12 protein-coding genes are annotated in these 14,132 nt (G+C 63.9%); 6 read left to right on the top strand and 6 right to left on the bottom strand.

Translation table 11 applies throughout. From position 1 onward, the window contains the following. Positions 1–197: 197 nt before the first annotated feature. The 3 genes from NKJ75_RS09670 to NKJ75_RS09660 form a co-directional block, all read right to left on the bottom strand. On the bottom strand, positions 198–995 hold the full coding sequence (locus NKJ75_RS09670; RefSeq protein ID WP_023710724.1) for an FAD binding domain-containing protein: 798 nt from the start codon (positions 993–995) through the stop codon (positions 198–200). Positions 996–1,093: 98 nt separating this feature from the next. Continuing rightward, a complete protein-coding gene (locus tag NKJ75_RS09665; protein ID WP_023829891.1) occupies positions 1,094–3,439 on the bottom strand; it encodes a xanthine dehydrogenase family protein molybdopterin-binding subunit in 2,346 nt (781 codons plus the stop codon). Positions 3,440–3,561: 122 nt separating this feature from the next. Continuing rightward, positions 3,562–4,062, bottom strand: coding sequence for a (2Fe-2S)-binding protein (locus NKJ75_RS09660; RefSeq protein WP_023672624.1), 501 nt, complete (start codon positions 4,060–4,062; stop codon positions 3,562–3,564). A gap of 248 nt (positions 4,063–4,310) precedes the next feature. On the opposite strand from NKJ75_RS09660, the gene NKJ75_RS09655 reads away from it, so the two are divergent. Together NKJ75_RS09655 and NKJ75_RS09650 are read left to right on the top strand one after the other, a co-directional pair. Further along, the gene (locus tag NKJ75_RS09655; RefSeq protein ID WP_348524292.1) at positions 4,311–5,495 is read left to right on the top strand and encodes an FIST N-terminal domain-containing protein; all 1,185 of its coding nucleotides are present in this window, start codon (positions 4,311–4,313) and stop codon (positions 5,493–5,495) included. A 3-nt stretch (positions 5,496–5,498) separates the two neighbouring features. Next, positions 5,499–6,842, top strand: a complete 1,344-nt coding sequence (locus NKJ75_RS09650; protein ID WP_352499601.1) for a hybrid sensor histidine kinase/response regulator — start codon at positions 5,499–5,501, stop codon at positions 6,840–6,842. Between the two features lie 123 nt (positions 6,843–6,965). Here the strand turns inward: NKJ75_RS09650 and NKJ75_RS09645 are convergent, their stop codons facing one another. Beyond that, positions 6,966–7,649, bottom strand: a complete 684-nt coding sequence (locus tag NKJ75_RS09645; RefSeq protein ID WP_023672627.1) for a response regulator — start codon at positions 7,647–7,649, stop codon at positions 6,966–6,968. Between the two features lie 178 nt (positions 7,650–7,827). Here NKJ75_RS09645 and NKJ75_RS09640 point away from each other — a divergent pair, with 178 nt between their 5' ends. Genes NKJ75_RS09640 through NKJ75_RS09630 form a run of 3 tightly spaced genes read left to right on the top strand, consistent with a single transcriptional unit; the run spans position 7,828 to position 10,264 of the window. After that, positions 7,828–8,535 carry a fumarylacetoacetate hydrolase family protein gene (locus NKJ75_RS09640; RefSeq protein WP_023688173.1) on the top strand — a complete coding sequence of 236 codons (708 nt, stop codon included), beginning with the start codon at positions 7,828–7,830 and terminating at the stop codon, positions 8,533–8,535. Between the two features lie 4 nt (positions 8,536–8,539). Continuing rightward, the gene (maiA, locus tag NKJ75_RS09635; protein ID WP_352499600.1) at positions 8,540–9,190 is read left to right on the top strand and encodes a maleylacetoacetate isomerase; all 651 of its coding nucleotides are present in this window, start codon (positions 8,540–8,542) and stop codon (positions 9,188–9,190) included. A 33-nt stretch (positions 9,191–9,223) separates the two neighbouring features. Continuing rightward, a complete protein-coding gene (locus NKJ75_RS09630; RefSeq protein WP_352499599.1) occupies positions 9,224–10,264 on the top strand; it encodes a zinc-dependent alcohol dehydrogenase family protein in 1,041 nt (346 codons plus the stop codon). A gap of 498 nt (positions 10,265–10,762) precedes the next feature. On the opposite strand, the gene NKJ75_RS09625 is transcribed toward NKJ75_RS09630, so the two are convergent. Beyond that, on the bottom strand, positions 10,763–11,626 hold the full coding sequence (locus NKJ75_RS09625; protein ID WP_023751580.1) for a DMT family transporter: 864 nt from the start codon (positions 11,624–11,626) through the stop codon (positions 10,763–10,765). 106 nt (positions 11,627–11,732) lie between these two features. Here NKJ75_RS09625 and NKJ75_RS09620 point away from each other — a divergent pair, with 106 nt between their 5' ends. Beyond that, positions 11,733–13,151, top strand: coding sequence for an aminotransferase-like domain-containing protein (locus NKJ75_RS09620; protein ID WP_023750179.1), 1,419 nt, complete (start codon positions 11,733–11,735; stop codon positions 13,149–13,151). 4 nt (positions 13,152–13,155) lie between these two features. Here the strand turns inward: NKJ75_RS09620 and NKJ75_RS09615 are convergent, their stop codons facing one another. Beyond that, entirely contained in the window at positions 13,156–14,049 is an 894-nt protein-coding gene (locus tag NKJ75_RS09615; protein WP_023750178.1) for a LysR family transcriptional regulator, read from the bottom strand. Positions 14,050–14,132: the final 83 nt, after the last annotated feature.

Here is a 14,132-nt window from a genome sequence, read left to right as displayed (position 1 = left end):
TTCGCACTCAAGAACCGATGCAGCGCGCATCGCTGCGCCACGGATTCGCCTCGTATTCCCGCCCAGTTTATATTGCAGTGCGGGATAACTTTGTGCAAGTGCGAAGCTTTGAGATTGGCGCGTGTTGGCGCCAACGTTTGTGATCGCAAAAAAGAAAGGGGCCGCAATGGCCCCTTCCCGTCTCGAATTGGCACTGTTCAAGCGTTGGCGGCGTTCACCGCGCGCTTGGCCATCACGGCGATCAAATTGGCGCGGTATTCGGCCGAAGCGTGGAGGTCGGTCATCAAATTCTTCGCCGGCACTTTCACGCCGTCGAGCGCCGATGCGGCAAAATTCTTCGCCAGTGCTGCTTCGATCTCCTTCGAGCGGAACACACCGTCATCGCCGGCGCCGGTAACGGCAACGCTGACCCCGTCCTTGCCCTTTGCCACGAACACGCCGACGATCGCATAGCGCGAGGCCGGGTTGCGGAATTTTTCGTAAGCAGCCTTGGCCGGCGCGGTAAAACTCACCGAGGTGATGATCTCGCCTTCTTTCAGCGCCGTTTCGAACAGCCCGGTGAAGAATTTCGCGGCTGAAATCTCGCGCTTGTTGGTGACGATGGTGGCGCCCAGCGCCAAGAGCGCCGCCGGATAATCGGCGGCTGGGTCGTTGTTGGCGACCGAGCCGCCGATCGTGCCCTTGTGGCGCACCGCCGGATCGCCAATCAGCGACGCAAGGTGGGCAAGCGCCGGACAGGCCTTCCGCAGCTTCTCGTCATTGGCGACGTCGTAATGGGTTGTGGCGGCGCCGATGGTGACGGTCTTGCCCGACACCTTGACGCCTTGCAGCTCCTTGATCCGCGACAGGTCGATCAGGTCGGACGGTGCGGCGAGCCGCGTCTTCATCGCCGGGATCAGCGTCATGCCGCCTGACAAAAGCCTGGCGTCGCCGCTCTTCACCAGCTTGGCGGCGTCGGCGACCGAGGCGGCGCGGTGGTAGTTGACTGCGTACATGTGATCCTCCCCTGAAGTGGTTAGGCAGTAGTGAGTAGGGAATAGGGACGCTGTCATCTCCGGCGATGCCCATTCCCTACTCACTACTCCCTACTCACTCATTTCTTCGCCCGTATCGCCGCCCACACCGTCGACGGCGAGGCCGGCATGGCGATGTCCACAATCCCCAAAGCGTCGGTGATGGCGTTGATGACCGCTGGCGGCGAGCCGATGGCGCCGGCCTCGCCACAGCCCTTGATGCCGAGCGGATTGCTCGGACACGGCGTGTTCGAGGTCGACACCTTGAATGACGGCAGGTCGTCCGCGCGCGGCATGGTGTAGTCCATGTAGCTCGCCGTCAGCAGCTGCCCGCTATCGTCATAGTGCGCGCCTTCCAGCAGCGCCTGGCCGATGCCCTGGGCGATGCCGCCATGCACCTGACCCTCGACGATCATCGGGTTGATGATGTTGCCGAAATCGTCCGCCGCGACGAACTGGACGATCTCGGTCGTGCCGGTTTCCGGATCGATCTCGACCTCGCAGATGTAGCAGCCCGCCGGGAAAGTGAAGTTCGCCGGATCGTAGAAGGCTGTTTCCTTCAGTCCCGGCTCCATGCCTGCCGGCAGATTGTGAGCGGTGTAGGCGGCAAGCGCCACCTGGAACCAGGGCAGGCTCTTGTCGGTGCCGGCAACCTTGACCTCGCCATTCTCGATGACGATGTCGCCCTCGTCGGCCTCGAGCAGATGGGCGGCGATTTTCTTGGCCTTGGCCTCGACCTTGTCGAGCGCCTTGGCAATTGCCGACATCCCGACCGCGCCCGAGCGCGAGCCGTAGGTGCCCATACCCATCTGCACCTTGTCGGTATCTCCATGGACGATCGAGACCGAGTCCAGTGGCACGCCAAAACGCTGGTTGACGAGTTGCGCGAAGGTCGTCTCATGGCCCTGGCCGTGGCTGTGCGAGCCGGTCAGCACCTCGATCGTGCCGACGGCATTGACCCGCACTTCGGCGGATTCCCACAGACCGACGCCGGCGCCGAGCGAACCGACCGCCGCCGACGGCGCGATGCCGCAGGCCTCGATATAGCAGCTCATGCCGATGCCGCGCAGTCTGCCCTGGCTGCCGGCCGCCGCTTTGCGCTTGGCAAAGCCGGCATAGTCGGACGCCTGTGTCGCCGCATCGAGTGAAGCTCCATAGTCGCCGGCGTCATAGTTCATGATGACCGGCGTCTGATGCGGAAACTCGGTGATGAAATTGGCGCGCCGCAACTCCGCCGGCGAGACCCCAAGTTCACGCGCGGCCGTCTCCATTGTCCGTTCGAGCAGATACGTGGCTTCCGGCCGCCCTGCCCCGCGATAGGCGTCGACGGGTGCCGTGTTGGTGTAGACGGTGCGCACATTGGCGTGGATCGTCGGGATGTTGTACTGGCCCGACAGCAGCGTCGCGTAGAGATAGGTCGGCACGCAAGACGAGAACAGCGACATGTAGGCGCCGAGATTGGCGATGGTGTCTACCTTGAAGCCGGTGATCTTGTTGTTCTTGTCGAACGCCATTTCGACCGTCGAGACATGGTCACGGCCATGCGCGTCGGTGAGAAAGCTTTCGGTACGGTCGGCGACCCATTTGACCGGGACGCCGGTCTTCTTCGACGCCCAAAGGCAGACGATCTCTTCGGGATAGATGTAGATCTTCGAGCCGAAGCCGCCGCCGACATCGGGCGCAATGACGCGCAGTTTGTTTTCCGGTGCGACATTGTAGAAGGCGCTCATCACCAGCCGCGCGACATGCGGGTTCTGCGACGTCGTCCAGCAGGTAAAATGGTCCTCGGCCTTGTCGTAATGGCCAAGGGCCGCGCGCGGCTCCATGGCGTTGGGAACCAGCCGGTTGTTGACGATCTTCATGCGGGTGACATGGGCCGCCGCCTGGATCGCCGCATCGGTCGCCTTGGCATCGCCGATCTCCCAGTCGAAGATAAGATTGTCCTCGGCTTCGGCATGGACCTGCGGCGCACCTTTTTGCAGCGCCTTGGTGGCATCGACCACCGCCTTCAATTCCTTGTAGGTGATCTCGACCGCTTCGGCCGCGTCGCGGGCCTGGCCCTTGGTTTCCGCCACCACGATGACGACCGCGTCGCCGACATAGCGCACCTTGTCGACGGCCAGCGGCGACCACGCGCCCATCTTCATCGGCGAGCCGTCCTTGGAATGGATCATCCAGCCGCAGATCAGGTTGCCGATGCCGTCGGCCTTGAGCTCCTTGCCGGTCAAGACGCCGATGACGCCGGGCATCGCCTGCGCTCGTCTGACGTCGATCTTCTTGATCTGAGCATGCGCGTGCGGGCTGCGCACGAAAGCGGCATGCTTCATGCCGGGAACCACCATGTCGTCGACATAGCGGCCGGCGCCGGTGATGAACCGTTTGTCTTCCTTGCGCACGACCCGAGCGCCGATGCCTTCAATGCCCATAGGAATTCCTCCGGAATAGCGAATAGTGAGTAGCGAATAGTGAACAGTGAGTAGGGAATTGTGCTCGGAGCGGTTCGGCTAAACCGACTACTCGCTATTCACTATTCACTACTCGCTTCTTTCTACGCCGCTTGTTTCACCCTGCCCTTCGGCGCCTTCGCCATCGTTTGCGATGCGGCAAGGATCGCCTTGACGATATTGTGGTAGCCGGTGCAGCGGCAGATGTTGCCTTCGAGCTCGGCGCGCACCGTCGCCTCGTCAAGGCCTTCGGGATGGCGCGCGATCATGTCGGTCGCGGTCATGATCATGCCCGGCGTGCAGAAGCCGCATTGTAGCCCATGATGTTCCTTGAACGCGGCCTGCATCGGATGCAGGTCGCCGCCATTGGCAAGCCCTTCGATCGTCACCACGGTCGACCCGGAGGCCTGCACAGCCAGCATCGAACAGGACTTCACTGCCCTGCCGTCGACATGCACGACGCAGGCGCCGCATTGAGAGGTGTCACAACCGACATGCGTTCCGGTGAGACCAAGATTTTCGCGCAGGAAATGAACCAGAAGCGTTCGGTCCTCGGCAGCGCCGCTGATCCGTTTTCCGTTCACGACAAACGAAACGTCCGACATGCATCCTCCCTGGGTATGACCTTGGTAGTCATGCTGCCGATGCGGCTTTGGCGCTCGGCCATGCCCTATTGGTACACTGCACAAAGCGCAAAAAACACACGGCGCTCATTGTACTTTCGGTCATGGACAAAACGAAAATCATGGGCCTGTCCGCCCCATTGCCAAAGAGCGAATAGGGGGCAACAATGCCCTCGACGCCAGCGCGCCGAGAGACATAAAACGGGCGCGCGCAGGAAGCGTCGGAGGATATCGGGAGGAAGCCTCTGGCCAGTTCACGGACGAGCTATGCATCCGGTCTGTCGGCGCTCACCACCGACGAGCCCGACGCCGATGCATTCGCCCGAGCGGTCGCCGCCGAGGCCGCAGCCATCGATGCCGGCTTTGCCCTGCTGTTCTTTTCCCAGAGCCTGCTTGATGCGAGCGTCCTTTCGCAAGCGCTGAAGACCCAAGCGCCGACGCTGGCCTACGCCGCCTGCTCGACCGCCGGCGAGATCACCCCGCAAGGCCTGGAGGAAGGTCATGTGCTCGCCATGCTCTTTCCCTCCGCGTCGTTTTCGGCGGTCAGCACCATGGTCGACAATCTCTCCTCGTCGGGCATGGACAGGATCACTGATGAAGTCGAGGCCTTGCGGCGGTTGCTGCGCGGACGCACCGGCAGTTGCCATGCCAAAAGCACCTTCGCGCTCTGCTTCATCGACGGCCTGTCCTTTGCAGAGGAAGCGGTGACCTCGGCCATCCATTGGGGGCTGGACGACATCCCGCTGATCGGCGGTTCGGCGGGCGACGATTTGAAATTCGAAACCACCAGGCTGATTTCGAACGGCAAGGTAGCGTCCGACAGCGCCATCATTGTGCTGATCGCCACCGAGATTCCGTTCCATGTCTTCAAGACCGACAATTTCATCCCCACCGACGAGAAGCTGGTGGTGACGGCATCCGATCCGGACCACCGCACCGTGCGCGAATTCAACGCCACCAATGCGGCTGAGGAGTATGCAGCCTCCGTCGGCATCGTTGCGCAGAACCTGACGCCGATGAGCTTCGCTTCGCACCCGGTGGTGGTGAAAGTGGGTGGCGAATTTTACTGCCGCTCGATCCAGAAGATGCATCCCGACGGCTCGCTGTCATTCTTCTGCGCCATAGACGACGGCGTCGTGCTGTCCATCGCCCAGCCCAAGGACATGGTGGAATCCACGCGCGCCGCACTGCGCGACGTCGAGCAACGGCTCGGCGGCATCGACATGATCCTCGGCTTCGATTGCGTGCTGCGCCGGCTCGATGCGCGCAACCGCCAGGTGTTCCGCGACATTTCGGAGCTCTACCGGGTCAACAATGTCATCGGCTTCGGCACCTATGGCGAACAGTACCGCTCGATGCATCTGAACCAAACCTTCACCGGCATCGCCTTCGGCGAACGCCAGGCGGCGGAATAGCCCATGCCGCTCAGGGACATCGACGACGTCGACAGGCTGAAGAAGATCAACGCCGCTCTGGTCAGCCGCGTCGAGCGCTCGATGGACCAGCAAGGCAATGCCTTCTCGCTGTTCCAGACCGCGATTTCACTTGAAAACCGCGTGCGTATGCGCACCGAGGAACTGCACTCGACCTTGCGCCGGCTGGAACAGTCGAACATCGACCTCAGCGCCGCCAAGGAAAACGCCGAGCTGGCAAACCTGTCCAAGACCAGGTTCCTGGCCGCCGCCAGCCATGACGTGCTGCAGCCGCTGAACGCCGCCCACCTCTCCGTCTCGGCGCTGGCCGAAGTGCAGACCAGCGACGAGGGCAAGAAGCTGGTCCGCCAGGTCGAGCGCTCGCTGGAGACCATGGAAGACCTGTTGCGCACGCTGCTCGACATTTCCAAGCTCGATGCCGGCGTGGTCCAGCCCGACATCGGCGATGTCAATCTGGAGACGCTGTTTTCCTCGCTGCGGTCGGATTTCCTGCCCGTGGCCGAGATGAAGGGGCTGGCGCTGAAGTTCCGCCCGGTCAGCGCCGTGGTGCGTTCGGACCGCACGCTCTTGCGCCGCATCCTGCAGAATATCCTGTCCAACGCTCTGCGCTACACCCGCTTCGGCGGCGTGCTGGTCGGCACCAGGCATCGCGGCGACACCATCCGCATCGATGTCGCCGACACCGGCTGCGGCATTCCCGAGGATCAGCGCGAGGCGGTTTTCGAGGAGTTCCATCGCGGCTCCGCCATTCCAGCCGATACCGGGATCTCCGGCGGCGGGCTGGGCCTGGGCCTTGCCATCGTGCGGCGCATGGCCGCCGCGCTCGGTCATCCCGTGACGTTCTCCTCGAGGGTTGGGCGCGGCACCATCTTCCACATCGACGTGCCGGTCGGCATCGGCGCCAGCGCCGACGCCATCGCCAGCCTTGCCGAGATGGAGCGGCCGCGCGGCTACGGCCTGTTCGGCACCAAGGTCCTGCTGGTCGAAAATGACGCCGACGTGTTGCAGGCGATGACCTTCCTGCTCGAGCGCTGGCAGTGCCTGGTGCGCGCCGCGACTTCGACCGAGGCTGCGATCAGCCTGCTTGGCGACACCGACTGGGTGCCCGACATCGTCATTGCCGACCAGCATCTCGACGACGGCGACCTCGGCACCGCCACCATCGCCGAAGTCCGCGATTATCTCGGCCGCGCCGTGCCGGCGCTGATCGTCACCGCCGACGGATCGGGGGCCGTCGCCAAGGCAGCCCGCGCCGCAGGCATAGAGCTGATGCGGAAGCCGCTAAAGCCGGCGCAGCTAAGGGCGCTGCTGGCGCATCTGCTGGCTTGAGCCCCATACCCTCCCCTCGATGGGGAGGGTCGGCGCGCAGCGCCGGGGCGGGGTGCAGCGCCAAGCTCCCCCACCCCGCTCCGCTTCGCGGATCGACCCTCCCCACAAGGGGGAGGGTAAAGATCAAAACCCGGCCTGATCGCGAAACAGCTCCGCATTGTCCAGCTTCGACACCTCAATCACCGCTTGCGTGCGGCTGTAGACGTTGAGCTTGCGCAGGATCTCCGAGACATGCGCCTTGACCGTGGTCTCGCCGACCTGCAGCTCGTAGGCGATCTGCTTGTTCAGCAGGCCCTGGCGCAGCATCTGCAGCACGCGCAGCTGCTGCGGCGTCAGTTTGGCCAGCCGCTGCACCATATCGGCGCGGTCGGCGCTGTCGGCGTCGGGCGGCTGTCCCTCATATGTCTCCGGCACATAGATCGCGCCCTCCATCACCGAGCGGATTGCGGCCGCAAGATCGCTCTTGCGCGCCGATTTCGGGATGAAGCCGGCAGCGCCATAGGACAACGCCTCGGAGATGATCTTCGGCTCCTCATAGCCCGAGACGACGACCACCGGCAGCCGCGGATGGCGGGTCCTGAGTTGCAGCAGTCCATCGAAGCCATGGACATCAGGCATGTTGAGATCGAGCAGCGCCAGATCGAACGGTTTTATCCCACCCAGGAGATCGAGCGCCTCGGCGATCGAGCGCGCCTCCACGGTGTCGACTTCCGGATAGGCCATCTGCACGGCGCTGTGCAGCGCCTCGCGAAACAGCGGATGGTCGTCGATGATCAGAAACCGGGCGCGATCGTTGATTGCGGTCATGGTGTTCGTTTCAGTTCTCCGTGGGCACGATACTCCCGCTGGTATGGCCAGCTTATTGGCAAATAGTCTATCGCCATCTTGGTCCACGGAGCGCAGCCGACGCTTTTGCCAGCGCTGATGCCTTGCCCGGCGGTCCAAATCGGTCAAATGTGCCCTCAGTTGAAGCAGAGACCCGCGCATGACAGACTTCGTCCTTCCCCTGCCCGCAACCCCGTCGGTGGCTGTCGCCGGCTCTGCCGAGCGTTTTCCGGTGCGCCGCATCTTCTGCGTCGGCCGCAACTACGCCGCGCATGCCCGCGAACTCGGCAATGACGAGCGCGACCCGCCCTTCTTCTTCACCAAGCCGGCCGATGCGGTGGTCGATTCCGGCACCACGGTCCCCTACCCGCCTTTGACCAAAAACCTGCACCATGAGATCGAGCTGGTCGCTGCGATCGGCAAGGCCGGCTTCCGCATTCCTCGCGCGCAGGCGCTCGACCATGTCTGGGGCTACGGCGTCGGTATCGACCTCACCCGCCGCGACCTGCAGGACGAGGCCAAGAAAGCAGCCCGGCCGTGGGACTGGTCGAAGGCCTTCGACCGCTCGGCGCCCTGCGGCCCGTTGGTATCAGCCGCCAAATCCGGCCACCTGCAAAAGGGCCGCATCTGGCTCGCCGTCGACGGCGCGGTGAAGCAGGATGGGGACCTCGCCGAACTGATCTGGCCGATTGCCGATATCGTTTCGATCTGCAGCAGTGCGGTTGCACTACAACCGGGCGACCTGATCTTCACCGGCACGCCGGCCGGCGTCGGCGCGGTAGCGCCGGGTCAGACGATGACCGGCGGTGTCGACGGCATCGGCACCATCGAGATCACCATCGGCCAAGATTCGATGGGCAAGCCGTGACCCGATGAGCGACCTCGTCCTCCACAACTACTACCGCTCCTCCACCTCCTACCGCGTGCGCATCGCGCTCGAGATGAAGGGGCTAAGCTACGATTACGTGCCGCATCATCTGCGTCATGGCGACCATCTGGAGCCGGCTTACCGCGCGGTCAATCCGCAAGCGCTGGTACCGGCGCTGATCCTGGGCGACGGCACGCTGTTGACGCAGTCGCTGGCGATCATCGAATATCTCGACGAGACCCATCCCGAACCGCCGCTGTTGCCGAAGGACGCGCTCGGCCGGGCGCGTGTGCGAATGCTGGCGCAGATGATCGCCTGCGACATCCACCCGGTGAACAATCTGCGGGTGCTGACCTCGCTGCGCACTTTGTTCGGCGCCGGCGACCAGGATGTCATCCACTGGTTTCGCCACTGGGTGAACGAAGGGTTCCAGCCGCTTGAAAAGATTCTGGCTTCATCGGATGAGACCGGCACATTTTGCCATGGCGACGCACCGGGTCTCGCCGACATCTGCCTGGTCGCCCAGATCGCCAGCAACGCCCGCTTCGGCGTCGACCTGACACCCTACCCCGAGATCTCGCGCATCCACGCCGCCTGCATGGCGCTGCCGGCCTTTCAGAAGGCAGCACCGGAGAATCAGATAGATGCGGAATAGAAGCGCACTGGCGCAGAGCATGAGGACCACCCGATGAAAGCCATCGTCTTCGAGAAATTCGGCCAAGCGCCGACGATCCAGACCGTGCCGGATCCGAAGCCGGCCGCCGATGGCGTCGTCATCAAGGTCGAGGCGACGGGGCTGTGCCGCAGCGACTGGCATGGCTGGATGGGCCATGATGACGGCATCACCCTGCCGCATGTTCCCGGTCACGAACTGGCCGGCATTGTCGTAGCCGTCGGCAAGCGGGTAACCCGCTGGAAGGCCGGCGAACGCGTCACCGTGCCGTTCTGCGTCGGCTGCGGCCGCTGTTTCGAATGCACCTCCGGCAACCACCAGGTCTGCGAGCATCAAACGCAGCCAGGCTTCACCGCCTGGGGCTCGTTTGCCGAATATGTCGCCATCGAACATGCCGACACCAACCTCGTGCGGCTGCCCGAGGAGATGGAATTCGCCACCGCCGCCAGCCTCGGCTGCCGCTTCGTCACCTCGTTTCGCGCCATTGTCGACCAGGGCCGGGTGACGCCGGGCGAATGGGTGGCGGTGCATGGCTGCGGCGGCGTCGGCCTGTCGGCGATCATGATCGCCAGTTCCATGGGCGCCAATGTCATTGCCATCGACCTTACCGACGAGAAGCTGGAGTTCGCCAAAAAGATCGGCGCCGTGGCGACCATCAATGCCTCGAACACGCCGAATGTCGTCAAGGCGGTCAAGCAGATCACCAATGGCGGCGCACACATGTCGATGGACGCGCTCGGCCACCCCACGACGTCGTTCAACTCGATTTCCAATCTGCGCCGGCGTGGCCGCCATGTGCAGGTTGGCCTGATGCTGGGCGAGCATGCCCGGCCACAGGTGCCGATGGACAAGGTGATTGCCTTCGAGCTCGAAATCCTCGGCAGCCACGGCATGCAGGCCCATCGCTACCCCGCAATGATGGAAATGATCCGCACCGGCAAGCTGAAGCCCGATCTGCTGGTCGGCAGAAAGATCAGCCTCGACGAGGCGCCAGCCGCCCTGATGGCGATGGGCGGGTTCGAGGGGATTGGCATCGGGGTTGTGACGAAATTCTGACAGCGATTCGATAGAAATTGCAGAACAGTCCATGCAACCAAGACGCCAGTAGAATCGCTCGACAAGGTTGCGCTAGTCCGTCAGAATCGACCCCAAGCGATCATCGGATTGAACCTGGCTGGACCAGCCACACACAGGACTATACTGTCGCTATGGCCTATTGGGTAAAGCGTATTGCACTAAAGGATGGCGAAGTAGTCACGGAACGTGAGCTTCGCGCAGACGAAAACCGATTTGCTGGAACGGCTCCGGTGGTTGGTGACTTGATTGAGGTCGAATGTCGCGGCCGCAGGTTTATGGCTGAGGTGGTATGGGGAAATTGGCCCGGCCGCGTTCATCCACACGATACAGCTGTACCGCTTCGGGTTTTCGAGGTTGGCCTTGATCCGGCAACCCCGCTCCGCTTTCCGACTCGTGGCCCAACCTGATCGCGGAGTGACTGCTTCCACCAAGTTCTGTCATTTCACATTAATGAGACCGCGGCCGAATCAGCCAATCCTACCGCGCAAACCTCTTTGCCCCGACCACGCAGGCGACCACACCCAGCGTGACAACCACCATCAGCGGGCTGACCTGCTCGTGCAGAAGCGTCGCTGCCAGCGCCAGGCCGAAAAAGGGCTGCAGTAGCTGCAACTGCCCGACGGCAGCGATGCCGCCTTGGGCGAGGCCGCGGTACCAGAACACGAAGCCGATCAGCATGCTGAACAGCGAGACATAGGCGAGACCCGCCCAGGCGCCGGAGCCGACGCCGGCGAAGGACGACGGCAGCGTCGCAAAGGTCAGCACCAGCATGATCGGCAGCGAGATCGCCAGCGCCCAGCAGATCACCTGCCAGCCGCCCAGCCTGCGCGACAATGCCGCCCCCTCGGCATAGCCCAGCCCGCAGACGATGATGGCAGCCAGCATCAAGCCGTCGCCGATCGGTGATGCTGTTACGCCTTGGGAGAAGGCAAAACCGCCGACAAGCGCGCTGCCGATGCAGGAGAACAGCCAGAAGGCCGGGCGCGGACGCTCGCCACCGCGCAGCACGCCGAAGATCGCGGTGGCCAGCGGCAGCAGGCCGACGAAGATGATGGAGTGGGCGGAGGTGACGTGCTTAAGCGCCAGCGCTGTCAGCAAGGGAAAGCCGACAACCACGCCAAGCGCCACGATGACCAGCGACAGAAAATCGCTGCGCTCCGGGCGCTTCTGCCGAAAAAGCATCAGCATGGCGAGACCGAGCAGTCCGGCAATCGCGGCGCGGGCCGAGGTCAGGAATATCGGATCGAAATCGGCCACGGCCACCCGCGTTGCCGGCAGCGAGCCTGAGAAGATCAGCACGCCGACGAATCCGTTCAGCCAGCCGCTCGCGGTCTTGTCCATTCCAGGCTCCATTGCTTTCGCCCTCTATCGGGCAAGTGCCTATGGTGCAGCCAGAGACAATGCAGTACAATTCCGCAAAACTGTAATGGCTGATTGAGCAATACAGATGACTGGTCTCGTTTTGGAAGTCGACACCGCACGCACTGTTGCCCCGACCACTCTGGTCGAAACTGTCATGGCGACCATCCGCCAGCGGATTGCCGCGCGCAGCCTGACGCCGGGCGCGCGGCTGCCTTCGATCCGCGCCTTCGCCAAAGCCATGCAGGTGTCCAAGTCGACCGTGGTCGAAGCCTATGAGCGGCTCGCTGCCGAAGGCGCGATACGCTCACGGCCGGGCTCGGGTTTCTATGCCGCCGGATCGCTGGCGCCACTGTCGCTGGCCGAGATCGGCCCGCGGCTCGACCGCGCTGTCGATCCGCTTTGGGTTTCGCGCCAGTCGCTGGAAGCCGGCGACGACATGCTGAAACCCGGCTGCGGCTGGATGCCGGCCTCATGGATGCCGCAGGCGGCCTTGCGCCGGGCGCTGCGCACCGTGGCGCGCGCAGACGATGTCGACCTAGCCGATTACGGCACGCCGCTCGGCCTGCCGCCGCTCAGGCAATTGCTCGCGCGGCGCATGGCCGGCCACGGCATCGAGGTCTCGCCCGAACAGATCATGCTGACCGAATCGGGCACGCAGGCCATCGATCTTCTGTGCCGCTTCCTGATCGAACCCGGCGATACCGTGCTGGTCGACGACCCCTGCTATTTCAATTTCCACGCGCTGCTGCGCGCCCACCGCGCCAAGGTCGTCAGCGTGCCCTACACGCCATCCGGGCCTGATATCGAGCTGTTCGCCCAGGCACTGGCCGAGCACAAGCCGCGCCTCTACATCACCAATTCCGCCATCCACAACCCGACCGGCGCGATCCTGTCGCCGGTCACCGCGCACCGGCTGCTGAAGCTCGCCGACCAGTCGGACCTGACCATCGTCGAGGACGACATCTTCGCCGATTTCGAGCACAGTCCCGCGCCCCGGCTGGCGGCGTTCGACGGCCTCAACCGCGTCGTCCATATCGGCAGCTTCTCCAAGACGCTATCGGCATCGGTTCGCTGCGGCTTCATCGCGGCACCGCGCGACTGGATCGAGCAACTCACCGACCTCAAGATTGCCACCACCTTCGGCGGCGGCCGGCTGGCGGCCGAACTGGTGCTGACGCTGCTTAGGGACGGCAGCTACCGCAAGCACATGGAATTGCTGCGCGCGCGGCTTTCCCGCGCCATGGGCGAGACGGGCGTGCGCCTGAAGGCGATCGGCATCACGCCCTGGATCGACCAACCGGCCGGCTTGTTCCTGTGGTGCAGCCTGCCCGATGGCGTGGATGCGGCCGAAATCGCCCGCCGCGCGCTGGCCGACAACATCGTGCTGGCGCCCGGCAACGCATTCAGTCTGTCGGGAACCGCCAGCCGCTTCCTGCGCTTCAACGTTGCCCAGTGCCAGGACGAGCGGATTTTCAGGGTGCTCAAGGCGGCAATGGCGCGCTGAGCGCTCAGCGGGAGGCCGCGCAGACCTCCCGAACGCAATCTCGCAGCCAGCGTTGCGCCGGATCGGCATCGAGCCGTGGATGCCAGAGCATCGAGATGGTGACCTCCACAGTGGCGACCGGCAGCGGAAAGCTGACCATGCCGGCGCGTGCGCCTTGCGTGTGCCGTTCGGGCACGCTGGCAATAAGGTCCGAAGCGCGCGCCATGGCGAGTGCAGCCGAAAAGCCGGAGACCATGCACGCCACGGTTCGCTGCAGGCCGAGCTGCGCCAAAGTCTGATCGATCGGCCCTCTTTCCCGACCCCGCCGTGAAACGCTGATGTGGCGGCCGGCCGCGTAGCGTTCAGGCGTTACCGCGCCTTCACTCAAAGGGTGGCCGGCTCGCACAGCACCGACGAAGCGGTCGCGAAACAGCGCCTGTATCAGCACTTCAGGTCCGGCCTCGCCGGCAACGCCGATTTCGAGGTCAATGTCGGCGTCGCGCAATGAGGCGACGTCCTTGTCGGCTTTCGGCGCAAAGCGCAGCCGCACGCCCGGCGCCTCGGCCTGTATGCGGGCGACAAGACCCGGCCCGAACTCCTCGACGAACCCCTCATTGCTGCGCAGCGTGAAGATCTGGCCCAGCTTTGCGAGATCGAGCAGCCTGGCGGGACGCAATAGCGTTTCCGCATCGTGGACGACACGGCCGGCCTGCTGCCGCAATGCCTCCGCGCGCGGCGTCGGGACCAAGCCGCGGCCGGCGCGAACCAGCAGCGGATCACCGGTCGCTTCCCGCAGCCGCGCCAGCGTGCGGCTCATCGCCGACGGGCTGAGCCGTAGCCGGCTGGCGGCGCGCGCCACGCTGCCTTCGGCGAGCAAAACGTCGAGCGCGAACAGCAGATTGAGATCGGGCGATGCCATCGGCGGATTGTAGCACATGCCATGGCGTTTGGCGCACGAATAAGATGCAAATGCTGCGCCTTCCGCCATTCCGCCCCGACGAC

It is taken from the genome of Mesorhizobium sp. M0058 (assembly GCF_040323095.1).
Lineage (GTDB): Bacteria > Pseudomonadota > Alphaproteobacteria > Rhizobiales > Rhizobiaceae > Mesorhizobium.
The sequence above is the reverse complement of the archived record's forward strand: the minus strand, read 5'-3'. Positions and strand labels throughout refer to the sequence as shown.